This is a genomic window from Natrarchaeobius halalkaliphilus, assembly GCF_003841485.1.
Classification (GTDB): domain Archaea; phylum Halobacteriota; class Halobacteria; order Halobacteriales; family Natrialbaceae; genus Natrarchaeobius; species Natrarchaeobius halalkaliphilus.
In genome coordinates, this window is the sequence record NZ_REFY01000007.1 from 194,984 (window position 1) to 207,983 (window position 13,000).

Consider the following 13,000-nt stretch of genomic DNA (forward strand, 5'->3'; position numbering starts at 1 on the left):
GGGTTCACTCCTCTTCGATTCCGCTCAGCGCGACCGTCGCACGTCCGGTCGCGACCGTCGTCCCGTCGTCGATCTCGGCCGTCAACTCGAGATCGATCCCGTGTGACGATGCTCCGGTTCGAACGTCCGCAACGACAGCCTGTGCCCGGATACTGTCGCCGGGATGGACCGTCTCGACGAAGCGAACGTCGAACGTCGACACCGCTTCGATACCGAACCACTCGGTGACGGCGCGTGACAGGATTCCGGCGGTAAACATCCCCTGTGCGAACACGCCGTCGTGGCCCGCGTTCCGGGCGTACTCGTAATCGTAGTGAAGCGGGTTGAAGTCGCCGCTCGCACCCGCATATCGCACGAACTCTTCGCTGGACACCGCGTCGACGGTTATCGCCGGTCCCGTCGTCCCGACGTCGATCGTCCCGTAGTCCGGCAATTCGACGCTCACGACGTGTCCTCCGTTCGGCCGTCTCCGGGGAGTTCGATGACGGTCATCCGTTCCGTCGCGACGGGTTCGTTCGTCTCGTCCGCATAGTCGATCTCCTGGACGGCGAACGTCATCGCCCCCCCGTCGTCGGATTCACGCTGGTAGACGTCGGCGAGGGTCGCTGTTGCGCTGAGCGTGTCTCCCACGTATATCGGCCGTTCGAACTCGATAGCGTGTTCGCCGTGGACCTCGCGACGTTTCTCGAAGCCGAGGTCGAAGACGGGATCGCGGCCCATTCCGTCCGGCCGGTATCGAGGAAAGACGGACGTCCGAAGGAACGTAACCGGTGCCGGAATCCCCTCCAGACCGGCCGAGGTAGCCGCCTCTTCGTCGTAGTACTCGGGAGATTCACACCCGATGGCTCGAGCGAACTCGGCTACTTTGCCCGCCTCGATCTGCATTCCTTCGACGATCCGCTTCGACGTCCCGACCATCGATTTCAACTCGGTGAGTGATCGCTCGGGCATCGGCTGCGATCACCCACCTCCCTCGTCGATCTCGATGAGATCGGTCTTGTACTGTGAGGGCTCGATTTCGCCCGGCGAGACGAGTGTCGGATCGACTCGAACGCTCAGGCGGTTCCTGACCGCGGAGGTCAGCTCGTCGACGATCGCCTCGTCGGTTCGAGCGACGGACTCGTCTCTGGTGATGCGCATCGGAATCGGTGACGTGAACTGGACTTTGTCGTCGTGTGGAAGGACGACCTTCATCTGCGGTGTGACGCCCTCGACCTCGACGATTACTTCGCGAAGCGCTTCGGGATAGACGTTTTTGGCCTTGTAGATCAGCATATCGTCGGCGCGACCGATGATGCGCACGCGCGGGGTCTTCAGTCCGCAGGGACAATCCGTCCCGAGTACCCGTGCGTAGTCGCCGGAGCGAAACCGTAACAGCGGCGTGGCTTCTCGAGTCAGTGGCGTGTAGACGAGTTCGCCGTCGGAACCGGCCTCGAACGATCGCCGTTCGCCGGTGTCCGGATCGATCAGTTCCGGATGGATGTGTCCGTGTGCGATGTAGTGTGCGCCGTGTTCGTGAGAACACTCCGCTGCGATCGCACCGGATACGTCACCGATTCCGATCACGTCGCGTATCTCGTTTACGCCCCATCCGTTCCGGATCCTCTCTCGAACCTCCGGATTCCCGAGACCGGGCTCGCCACCCCCGATGAGGATCCGAATCCCGAGTTCGTCGAGCCCGTGACCGAGGATCTCCGGTGCGCGATCGACGAGATATTCGAGGTGGGACGGCGTCGAGTGGAGCACGTCGGGCGAAACGTCCTGCAGCGTCGCGAGGAGTTGTTCGCTGCTCCCACCGCCCGCAGGAACGACGTTCGCGCCCAGCTTCGCGAAGCCGTTGATGTACGGTAGGCCGCCGGGGACGATCGGTCGACCGATGGCGTGGACCACCGTATCGCCGGAGCGGACCCCCATCGTCTCGGCCGCCCTCGCAACCAGGGTCTCCCAGTGTTCCCGGTCGTCCGTGGTCAACCCGAAGTACGTCGGCTTCCCGGTCGTTCCCGACGACGAAAGGGTAATCGAGAGGTCGCCGGTCGGGGCCGCCTGATGCTCGCCAAGAGGCTGATCCGGTTCCGTCTCGTGTTGACACCGGCGTTCGTCGTCCTTCGTCGTAAACGGAACCCGAGCGAGGTCTTCGAGCGCCCGAACTTCTTCAGGATCGATCTCCCACTCGTCGAACTTCCGTCGGTAGTAGTCCGACTCCTCGAGGAGGTACCGTATCTGTTCCTGTAACCGCTGTTCGTGTGTCTCGAGGATCGACGTCCAGGATTGGATGTTCGCCCCCTCATCGATGCCTGCCATTGTTCGTATACACTCCTGTGTCGAATCCCCGTAAAGATTGAGCAACCGTTCCTGCTGCGACAGTGTGTTGATACCAATCTACCGACACGACATTTTTGTACACTGACTATTCATATCGATGCATGACTGGTCCCCAAAGGGAGATCTATAATCGGACGCCTCTCTCTACACTGTTCATTTCAAATAAACAGTATCGGCGGTGTGATCCGACGAGACGACGACGGTCCACGTCGAGGGACGAATGACTGACCGCGGCCCGCTCGAGTGGAACGGTTCGGTCCTGCTCGTCCTGGCGGCGTTCGTACTGGCCGCACTCAACCTGAGACCGGCGATCGCGTCCGTTCCACCGGTTCTCGAGTTGATTCGAGCCGATCTCGGGCTTTCGTATACGGCCGTGAGTCTCTTGACGACGATTCCGATGTTCTGCATGGGACTGTTCGCGTTTCTGACCCCCAGGGTGGCCCGGTTCGGCCGGGAACGCGGTCTGTTCTGGGCGATCGTCCTCGTCGGGCTGGCGACGGCTGCCCGGGTCGCCAGCCACCACCTCGTCGTTCTGTTCGCGACGACGATCATCGTGGGTATCGCCATCGCTGTCGGTCAGACGCTGTTACCGGCGCTCGTCGGTGAGTACTTTCCGGAGCGACCGTCGTTTGCGACCGGCATCTATTCGATCAGTCTGGCGGTCGGAGCGATTCTCGCAGCGGCACTGACGGTGCCGATCTACCAGACGACCAGCTCGTGGGCTATCGGTCTGGCGAGCTGGGCATCGCTCGGGATCGTCGCAGCGGTCGTCCTCGTTCCACTGGTGCGCGAACGCGAGAAGTCACCCGTGGAGACGGAAACTGTCCGTCGTCGACTTCCGTGGCGCAATCCCCTCGCGTGGACGGTAACGCTCTTTTTCGCCGGAACGTCGACGATTTTCTACTCCGGGCTCACCTGGCTGGCACCGCGATACGTCGCACTCGGCTGGACCGAAACCGGGGCCGGGTTCCTGTTGACCGTCTTCTTACTCGCACAGCCGATCGGTATGGGGCTGTTTACGCTGTTCGGTGATCGCTTCGACGACCGTCGTCTCTGGATCGTCGGGATGGGTGCCATCGCAGCTATTGGCACTATTGGAATCGCCATTACACCTCTCTCGTCTCCGTGGTTCTTCGTGATCCTCTTTGGAACCGGGAGCGGTGGACTGTTCGCGATCGCGCTTACGCTCCCCATCGATCTCGCGCCAGACGGCCAGGCGACCGATCGCCTTGCGACGATGGCGATGGGGATCGGGTACATACTCTCGGCGTTCGGTCCGTCTCTCATCGGGAGCGCCCGAGACCTGACCGGCAGCTACGTGCCCGCGTTCGTCGCCATGTGCGTCGTGAGCCTGATCCTCGGCCTCATCGGCACCGCGTTCAATCCCGCCTACGAGGGAACGATCGCCTGATACGGCCTGCTGTAACGGTTTACCGGAGCAACCGCAGGACTGGTCGCGGTTGCGCCGGAATGACTTACAGCAGTCCGTATGAGACGGTCTGCTGTACGTCAACCGATGGGATCGCGGACTGATCACGGGACACCGATGACATCCTCTCCGCGCTAAAGCTCGAACCTTTCTCTTTGACACTCCGTAACCCGCTACAGCAATCCGTACGAGAGCACTTGCACCGTCGGGTGTGTCTCACTGGTGTCCCGTCTTCGAAATCGAGTCTGACCGTTTTCACGTCCGGAGCGCCGTCGTCACCGTTTCCGTACTCGAGTACGCGCCGATATCACCTCGCTCCTTCGAGCGCGAGTTCTTATATATATGCCGCCGTATGGTGCCCAATTACACTTGTGGAATGCTACCAAGGATATTCAAGTAATGCTAGATGAAACTCCGTGGCTGAACGATAATCAGGACACGCACAGGGCCGAGGCGGAGCCGGAGGCGAAGACGATCTCCGAGGTCGATCTCGTCGAAATTCGATCGGGCCCCGTCACGAAATTCGTGATCGCGTTTTTGATCGGATTTCTCTTCTTCCTCGTTCCGGTTCCCTGGGACGGACAGGTGACGGTTCCGTTCGATATCGTCGTTAGCTGGATCACCGAATCGTTCCCGATGATCGCCGGCGTATACGCGATGGCACTCATCGTCGCTGGCGGCCTGTTGACGACGCTCGCGGAGCTTCGAAAGCGAGAGGTCATCGATATCGGTGAGGAGACCGCCTCTCGGTTGACCCTCCCCTACTGGGAGACGGCCGCCGCGTTCTGGCTGTTCCGCGTCGTCGGCGCGGTGCTCGCTCCGTTCCTGTTTCTCGGTATCGGGCCCGAATGGATGGTCTCGCCCGCGACCGGCGGACTCGTCTGGGGAACCCTCATCCTGAGCGTCGCCGTCATCATCCCGATTGGCGCGATCTTCATCAACCTGTTCGTCGAACTCGGCGGCCTCGAGTTCGTCGGCACGATGGCGCGACCGATCATGCGACCGCTGTTCAAGATACCCGGCCGCGCGGCTCTCGACAGCGTCGCCTCCTGGGTCGGCTCCTACAGCGTCGGACTCTACGTCACCCGCAACGTCTTCGACCGCGGCGAGTACTCGAAACAGGACGTCTACATCATCAGTACGTGTTTCGCGACGGTCTCGATCGGCTTCGTCGGCGTCGTCGCCGCGACCGTCGACTTACTCGAGTTGTTCCCGATAATCTTCGTCGCGTATCTCGTCTGTATCGCGATCACCGGCTTTATTCTGGTTCGAATACCGCCGCTCAGTAACGTCCCTGAAGAGTACATCACCGAACCGAACCCCGAAACGCCCTTCCGCGGTTCGCCCGGGGATTACTTCCGGTTCGGACTCTCGGAGGCGGTCAAGAAGGCCGACGAGGGCGGGTCGATCATCGGCGCGTCGGTTCGTGGGTTCGTCGACGGTCTCAAGCTCGCGATCCTCATCCTCGGAACGATCCTCTCGATCGGTCTCGCCGCCGTCGTGATCGCGGAGTTCACGCCGACGTTCGACATCATCTCGCAGCCGCTCGTTCCGGTCATCCAACTTCTCGGCATTCCCGACGCCGAACTCGTCGCTCCCGCGACGATCATCGGAATAACCGAGATGTTCATCCCCGCGCTGTTGGTCGTCGAAGCGGATCCGATGGCTCGCTTTTTCATCGCCGTGCTGTCGATTTCGCAGCTGATTTTCTTCTCTGCGGTCGGCCCGATGATGATGGACATGTTCAGCGACATTCCGATCCGCTTCCGTGATCTCGTGTTGCTGTTCGTCATGCGGACGATTATTCTCGTTCCGGTTATCGCAGCGATGACTCACCTCGTCGCGATGCTCGGCCTGCTCTGAGTCGTCGACACACCCGATACCTCTCGATTTCGATCGACTGACGCCATTATCGTTCCAGATTCGCCGTCCGCTAACATCTCAACTGTGTGGTATAATTCTACCCAGTGTTTAACCTCCCTGAGCAATTCTATACAAGCAATCAATGAAACGCCTGACTCGCGAGAAGGAACTCGAGGAGCAATCAGCGCACGAAGAGACCGATCAAGAGGGTGTTCGAACCTGTCCCGAGTGCGAGTCGAGTTCGCTCACGAGAAGTCCAGACGAAAGCGAAATTAGCTGCGAGGAGTGTGGGTTGATCCTCGAGGAGGAAGTCATCGACCGAGGTCCGGAGTGGCGGGCGTTCAACGCTTCCGAGCGGGACAGCAAATCCCGCGTCGGCGCGCCGACGACCCAGACGATGCACGACAAGGGTCTCACCACCACGATCGACTGGAAGAACAAGGACGCCTACGGCCGCTCTCTTTCGTCCGAAAAGCGAAACCAGATGAACCGGCTGCGCAAATGGCAAGAGCGCATTCGGACGAAAGACGCCGGCGAACGTAACCTGCAGTTCGCCCTCTCCGAGACCGACCGGATGGCTTCCGCGCTGGGTGTTCCCCGATCCGTCCGAGAGGTCGCAAGCGTCCTCTACCGACGCGCACTCGAGGACGACCTCATCCGCGGCCGCTCGATCGAGGGTGTCGCCACGAGTACGTTGTACGCAGCCTGCCGGATGGAGGGCATTCCGCGATCCCTGGACGAAGTCTCTTCGGTCTCACGCGTCGACCGGATGGAGATCGGCCGAACGTATCGGTACATCTCCCAGGAACTCGGCCTCGAGATGGAGCCGGTCGACCCGAAGAAATACGTCCCCCGATTCTGTTCGGAACTCGAGCTGTCCGAGGAGGTACAGGCGAAGGCGAACGAAATCATCGATACGACCGCCGAGCAGGGAATGCTGTCGGGGAAATCTCCGACCGGGTACGCCGCCGCCGCGATCTATGCCAGTGCGCTCCTGTGCAACGAGAAGAAGACGCAGAACGAAGTCGCCTCCGTCGCCCAGGTGACCGAGGTCACGATCCGAAACCGCTATCAGGAACAGATCAGCGCGATGGGACTTCCGAACTAGCTCCGCCGTGTCCCGTCGCCCCTCCTTGAACTAACCGGTAGGCAGGGGTAGTTAACTCGAGAGAATCGTCAAAGGTAGTAATCCTTTCGCTCGACGACCTCGCCAAAGGCGACGTTCTCTTTGACGTCGGTAATTTCGATGACCACCCGCTCTCCTTTTTCCGTCTCGGGAACGATGATGACGTATCCGCGCTCGACGCGTGCGATGCCGTCACCCTGTTCACCCGTCCCTTCGATATCTACCGTGCGATCGTCTCCAACCTCGACTGGCGGGTCCGGTCCGTCTCGATCTCGTTGCGTCGTGGTGTTCGGTTGCGCCGTGTCGTTCGGTTGCGCCGTGGACTGTGTCCCGACCAGTGCGACGCGGTAGACCGCACCGTCGTCTACGTCACCGAGTTCGAGTTCGCGCTCGGGAACCTCGATGACGTACGAATCTCCGCGTTCGGTCACTTCAGCGCTGAATACACAGAGCAAATCATCAGGAATTTCCATCGATAGACCTCCTTTTCGTAGCAACGTGTCGGAATCGCCTTGAGTCCACCGATGAGGATCACGACCCCGTCGAGCGTGACATCCCCTCCGCGCTGAATCGCGAGGCTTTCTCCAGATTCTCCGTACGCTCCCGATTCCAGAAACGGTGAACTTTTCCGAACTCCAACGTAAGAGGCCACGAACGGACTCTATCGGTGCGGCTGGCCGCCGACAGTCGATCGCGCACCACCCGTACGATCGACTGTTGGCTTCCAGTCGTGTCGATAGACACCTGGAATCGAATGACGCTTTCAGACAACGACAGGCAGATCGCGACGTTCACCATGCTCGCACACGGGATCGTCCACTGGTTCGAGCTCGCGATTCCGATCTTTCTCGTGGTCTGGCTCGAGGCGTTCGACGTCAGCGTTTCGCTCGTCGGCCTCATCGTCGCGCTGGGGTACGCCCCGTTCGGACTGGGTGCGCTCCCGGCCGGTCTGTTGGCGGACCGTTACGGGCCAAAACGCCTGATTTTGGTCTGTCTCGTCGGTATGAGCGCCGCGTTCGCGACGCTCGCGTTCGCACCGTCGATCTATGCGGTCGCGGCCAGTTTGCTGGGCTGGGGGATCCTCGCCAGTATCTACCACCCAGCAGGCCTCGCGCTCATCAGCACCGGTGTCGAGGATCGGGGGACCATCTTCGCCTGGCACGGTATCGCCGGCAACGTCGGTATCGCCCTCGGTCCGTTCGCGACTGCCACGTTGTTGCTCGCCTTCGAGTGGCGCGTCGTCGCCGTCATGCTTGCCGTTCCCGGACTCCTCGCGTGCCTCTACGGACTCCACCTCGAGTTCGATCCGACGGCCGCCACCGCCGCCGAGGACGCAGCTGCGGCCGGCTCGCGCTCGAGGTCGGCGGTCGTTGCGAACACCCGATCGCTCTTTGCGAGTTCGTTCTTACTCGTCTTCGTGGTCGTGACGTTCGTCGGCCTCTATTACCGCGGCGTACTCACCTACCTTCCGGAGCTGCTCCACGGACTGCCGGCGATGGACGGGGTCGAACCGCCGGTCGGTCTCGAGGAACTCTCACTGGGTGATTACTTCTACGTCGGTCTGTTAGTCGCCGGGATGGCGGGCCAGTACGTTGCGGGAAAACTGACGAACCGCGTGGCGGTCGCACGCGGACTGATCGTGACGTTCGTCGCGCTCGGCGTTCTCGCGGTCGCGTTCGTTCCGGTCGCGTCGATGGGACTCGGCGTGATTTTGCTGTACTGTGCCGTCCTCGGCTTTTCGCTGTTCGCGATCGAACCGTTCTACCAGGAGGCGGTTGCGGTCTACACGCCACCGGATACTCGCGGGCTCTCGTATGGCTACACCTACCTCGGAATGTTCGGCCTGGGAACCCTCAGTATTTCCTTCGGTGGCTTCCTGATCGACTACGTGACGGTGGCTGCATTCTTCGCGGTGTTGTCGGTGATCGCGCTGATCGGGGCCGCTGTCGGGGGGAGACTCCTCATAGCGCCGTCTTACAGTGCCACCCAGGGACCGGAGACTCCCTCGACTGATTGAGTGAGGTGCGACCGACGATCACGTTCTCGCCACGCTACTGGGGTTCACCGTTTCGGTCGTGCTTTGCCGATCTCGACGATCGGCGGGTACTCGTCAGGGTTGCCGGCTCGTCAGCCAGCGCCGTCTCGTCGTCGACTACCCCCGCGAGGCCGAGCCGGTCGACCGTCTCTCGCGTCGGGAGTCCGTCCATTCCCCATCCCCGTCGGGCGTAGTAGGCGACGAGCATCGATTCGAAGCGGTTCGGATCGACCCCGCTTTCCTCCTGGCCGTCCTCGAGGGGCGTCTCGAGCGCCGCGGGGAGTTCGTCGTCCGATCGATCGAAACCCTCGCGGACGTTGAACAGTCGAGTGAGAGTCCAGACGCGCTCGCCAACGGTGCGGAGCTCCTCCGGGTCGTACTCCAGGCCCCTGGCCTCGAGCAGCTCGGAACCGAAGTCCTCGAGGACGTCGCCGGCGAAGTCGTCGACGACGAGACTCCAGAGTACGGACCGTCTGTCCTGTTCGCGAACGATCGTCGCTGCGGCTTCCGAGGGCGACCACTGTCCTTCGACGGGCTCGCGCTCGACCGGCCGTGCTCGCCGGTGACAGGCACCCCGGTCGCTCGTCGCGTACGCCAGTGCCATACTCTGTGCGCCCCGCGGATCGTACGACGGGAGCTCCATCGTTTTGACCGTCGGGATCAGCTCCTCGCCTCCAAAGCGCGCCGTCGCCGCGTCGACGCCGTTCGCGAGCGCGTCTCCGAGAGGCGTCTTCCGATCGACGATCTCTTCGAGGAGTTCGCGGGCGTCTCCCTCGTTTCCGAAAGCCGGTCGACGGTCGATCGTACCGTCGTTCGCGGCGCGGATCGCCCAGGAGATCGCACTCCCCGCGCTGATGACGTCCACGCCGGCCCGGTTGCAGCGTTCGCCCAGTGTCGCGACGGCGTCGAACGAGCCGATACCGAGCCCGGCACCGAGGCTCATTGCGGTTGCGCCACGCGGAACGCTTTCGCCCTCGTCGGTGCTGACCCGGAACCCTCCGGGAACCGCCTCGTGCTCTCGTTCGCGTCCCGTGGCGGCGTCCCTGACGGCTTCCACGCCGACGCTTCCCACTTCGTCGAACCGTCCTTCGGTCCACCCTCGAGTCGCGAGGGCTCCCACCTCGTCGGCGTAGTCGACCGACTCGACGGTGTCCGAGGCAGCCAGCCAGCGTCCGGTCTCGTTCTCGCGAAAGCGTTCGGCGTAGCTTTCACAGAGGCTTTCGGTCCCGTTCGGCGCGTCGTCGCGTGCGACGACGGCTTTCAGCCGCTTTGCGCCCATGACCGCTCCCGCGCCTCCGCGTCCGGCGTGGTGGTCCCCGCCGTCGGAGGCGATCGTCGCGTATGCTACCCGATTTTCTCCTGCGGGACCGATACACGCCGTGGCCGCTTCGGAAAACGCCTCGGCGGTCTCTACCGTATCCCCACCCCACGTGTCGGTGGAGTGGATCGCGACGTCGCCGTCGGCCACGTCGAGGCAGACCGGATCCTCCGCAGCCCCCTGGACGATGAGACCGAGGTGGTCGCCAAGGGATGTAGCGAGCGCTTCAGGGAACGAGCCGCCCGCATAGGAGTCGAGGAACGTCCCGGTGAGTGGCGACCGGGTCACCGCGGCGTATCGCGGCTCACCGGGAAGCGTTCCGGTGAGGGGTCCGACAAGAAACAGAAGACGGTTCTCCGGTCCGAGCGGATCGATCCCCGGCTCGAGCTCCTCGTAGAGGTAGCGTGCCCCGAGACCTTTTCCCCCGATGAACGTCCGCAACCACGTCGACGGAATCGGCTCGCTCGAGGCCGTCCGATTCGACAGATCGACGCGCAGTATCCGGTTCGGCGTCCCCTCCGACATTGATCGCCAGTAGATGTGGTGTTCGGATAAGGGTTGTTCCGCCGTTCGAGATTCTGTGGACTTGCGGGTCGGTCCGGGCGGATCCGACGGCCGGGACGGTGTCTCCACCCTGTCTCGAGTGCGTTGGTGTTCTCACGGGGGACCCGTTCGTCTCCGGCTACTCTGGGGATTCGGGCGCGGACGATTCGTCTTCGGCACCGTCGCCGCCGCGTTGGCCGAGTTCCTGGTCGATCATCAAGAGGCCGGGACCGTCGTCTCCAACGTGGTTCAATTTGTCGAGGATACCCTGCGCGGTCGCCTCCTCTTCGACCTGTTCTGCGACGAACCACTGGAGCATATTCTCCGTCGCGTTGTCGTTTTCTTCTCGAGCGAGCCCGACGAGTTCGTCGATCATCCTCGTTATTTCGACTTCGTGCTCGTAGGCCGCCTCGAAGGCGTCGGCCGGTCCGTTCCACTCAGTTGGGGGACTGTCGATTCCCTCGAGCGTAATGCGTCCGTCGCGTTCGACGACGAATTCGTAGATCCGCATCGCGTGGGCGTGTTCCTCGTCGGCCTGCGAACGCATCCACGATGCGAACCCGGGGAGACCTTCGTCCTCGTAGTAGGCCGCCATCGAGAGGTACAGGTACGACGAGTAGAGTTCTTCGTTGATCTGTTCGTTCAGCGCGTCTTCGATCGAGTTTTTGAGCATGCTATTCCGATTGTCTTTCGGCTCCGCCACTATAGTTGGTGGTATTTACTTCCTGCTCAGTCTCCCCACACGGTATCCACCAAGCATTAAATTATTGATGTTTATCGGGAGTACTGCAACATTGTATCGGTGTTTTTCGCCTGTTTGGCCGTAAACCATTTCGAGCACAGTGGCCACCGTTCTGTAGATGCCGTCTATACCACACCGAATTCGCGATCGGCTTGGTGGATACGATCTCACATCACTCTCGGTTACCCGCCGATTGAGACAGGCCGTTCCCGATCGTCTTCGGCGGAGCTACGTTGCAAAATTCGGGCTGGTTATTCTCGCCGTTCTCATGCTCACGATCGCCAGCGCGAGTTTCTTTTACATCGGAATCTCCGATGAGATCACCGACAACACCCACGACCAGTTAGCGTATACGGCTGATGTCGAATCGCAGGAACTCCACACCCAACTGGACAGCCATCAACAGCTCGCAGAACGAATCGCGGCGGACGACCGCATCGTCGATCGGCAGGGAATGGAGATCGGAGCGAGGTTAAGCATCGAAGGTGCACAGACGCCGCGAGAGGTCGTTGGGATACACTACGTCGACCTCGAGACGGACCGCATCATCCAGAGTTCAGAACGCGATCCGGGGACGGACGATCTCTCGGCGCTTGACCTTCGGGTCCACGCGACGGACGGTGGGACCATCACGGAACACGACTACGACGACGTCGATCTCACCCATCTCGAAACGACGTACACGGACACCTTCGAGCACAACGGTCAGAACGTGATCGCACTTCTCAGCCACGTCGATCACTCCGACGACGACGGTGCGATCGTGATCGTAGTGTCTGCGGACCTGCTCGCCGAACGCTTTCACGAACCGCTCGAGGGAAGCTATACCGAGGTCGTCGATACGAGCGCCGACGACGTGATGATCAGTCCGAACGAGGAATCGATCCTCGCGCCGTACCGCGACGGTGTCGACCAGCAGGGGTTCGACGATATTCAACACGACGCGGGAACCGCTGAGTTCGACGATACGGACGAGGTCGTCGCCTACACTGTCGTCCCGAACACGGACTGGATGCTCGTGACGCACGCGCCACAGTCGAGTGCGTACGCACTCGCAGACAACGTGGCGAACTCACTGATCGCGCTGATCGCGGTGGCGATCGCAGGCTTTCTCGTGATCGGAGCGACGATCGGTCGCTCGACGGCGAACGCCCTCGGGGCGCTTGCCGACAACGCAACCGCGCTTTCGAATGGACGGACGGACATCGAAATCGAGGACAGCGGACGGATCGACGAGGTCGGTCAGGTTCGTGATTCTTTCGACGATATTCGGGCCTACCTCGAGACGGCGACGGCTCAGTCCGACGCGATCGCCAGACAGGAGTTCGACGATCCCGTCCTCGACCAGGACGTCCCTGGCACGCTGGGGAACTCACTCGAGGCGATGGGATCCGACCTGGAGAGCTACATCGACGACGTCGAAGACGCGAAAGCGGAGGCAGAACGCTCGCAGGCTGCGGCCGCCGAGGCCCGTCACGAAGCCGAGGAACTGGCAGAACGTCTCGAGCAGAAAGCCACGGAGTTCGGACGCGTGATGGGAATCGCCGCCGACGGGGACCTCACCCAGCGACTCGACGACGACGTCGACAACGAGGCCCTCGCGGAGATCGCGGCCGCGTTCA

At 61.8% G+C, this 13,000-nt stretch carries 10 protein-coding genes and 1 pseudogene; 5 read left to right on the forward strand and 6 right to left on the reverse strand.

Annotated features, from left to right (window positions below; translation table 11 throughout):
• Positions 1 to 4: 4 nt before the first annotated feature.
• The 3 genes from EA462_RS17650 to EA462_RS16560 are packed head-to-tail and all read right to left on the reverse strand — an operon-like array spanning position 5 to position 2,301.
• Positions 5 to 445: a MaoC family dehydratase gene (locus tag EA462_RS17650; protein WP_243641458.1), complete on the reverse strand. Its 441-nt coding sequence runs from the start codon at positions 443 to 445 to the stop codon at positions 5 to 7.
• Positions 442 to 951 carry an FAS1-like dehydratase domain-containing protein gene (locus EA462_RS17655; RefSeq protein WP_243641459.1) on the reverse strand — a complete coding sequence of 170 codons (510 nt, stop codon included), beginning with the start codon at positions 949 to 951 and terminating at the stop codon, positions 442 to 444. Before EA462_RS17655 ends, EA462_RS17650 begins: the two co-directional genes overlap by 4 nt.
• A 9-nt stretch (positions 952 to 960) precedes the next feature.
• A complete protein-coding gene (locus EA462_RS16560) occupies positions 961 to 2,301 on the reverse strand; it encodes a phenylacetate--CoA ligase family protein (protein ID WP_124179685.1) in 1,341 nt (446 codons plus the stop codon).
• Positions 2,302 to 2,542: 241 nt separating this feature from the next.
• On the opposite strand from EA462_RS16560, the gene EA462_RS16565 reads away from it, so the two are divergent.
• From EA462_RS16565 to EA462_RS16575, 3 genes are all read left to right on the forward strand, one after another.
• Entirely contained in the window at positions 2,543 to 3,733 is a 1,191-nt protein-coding gene (locus tag EA462_RS16565) for an MFS transporter (protein WP_124179686.1), read from the forward strand.
• A gap of 417 nt (positions 3,734 to 4,150) precedes the next feature.
• Positions 4,151 to 5,614: a YjiH family protein gene (locus tag EA462_RS16570; protein WP_124179687.1), complete on the forward strand. Its 1,464-nt coding sequence runs from the start codon at positions 4,151 to 4,153 to the stop codon at positions 5,612 to 5,614.
• A gap of 142 nt (positions 5,615 to 5,756) precedes the next feature.
• A complete protein-coding gene (locus EA462_RS16575) occupies positions 5,757 to 6,722 on the forward strand; it encodes a transcription initiation factor IIB (protein ID WP_124179688.1) in 966 nt (321 codons plus the stop codon).
• Positions 6,723 to 6,790: 68 nt separating this feature from the next.
• Here the strand turns inward: EA462_RS16575 and EA462_RS16580 are convergent, their stop codons facing one another.
• Entirely contained in the window at positions 6,791 to 7,213 is a 423-nt protein-coding gene (locus tag EA462_RS16580) for a TRAM domain-containing protein (RefSeq protein ID WP_124179689.1), read from the reverse strand.
• Between the two features lie 281 nt (positions 7,214 to 7,494).
• Between EA462_RS16580 and EA462_RS16585 the strand changes: the two genes are divergently transcribed.
• On the forward strand, positions 7,495 to 8,757 hold the full coding sequence (locus EA462_RS16585; RefSeq protein WP_124179690.1) for an MFS transporter: 1,263 nt from the start codon (positions 7,495 to 7,497) through the stop codon (positions 8,755 to 8,757).
• 34 nt (positions 8,758 to 8,791) lie between these two features.
• On the opposite strand, the gene EA462_RS16590 is transcribed toward EA462_RS16585, so the two are convergent.
• Positions 8,792 to 10,618, reverse strand: a complete 1,827-nt coding sequence (locus EA462_RS16590) for an aldehyde ferredoxin oxidoreductase family protein (RefSeq protein WP_124179691.1) — start codon at positions 10,616 to 10,618, stop codon at positions 8,792 to 8,794.
• Between the two features lie 157 nt (positions 10,619 to 10,775).
• A complete protein-coding gene (locus EA462_RS16595) occupies positions 10,776 to 11,309 on the reverse strand; it encodes a ferritin (protein WP_124179692.1) in 534 nt (177 codons plus the stop codon).
• A 187-nt stretch (positions 11,310 to 11,496) separates the two neighbouring features.
• Between EA462_RS16595 and EA462_RS16600 the strand changes: the two are divergent.
• Positions 11,497 to 13,000: pseudogene (locus EA462_RS16600) on the forward strand (cache domain-containing protein); the annotation flags it as partial.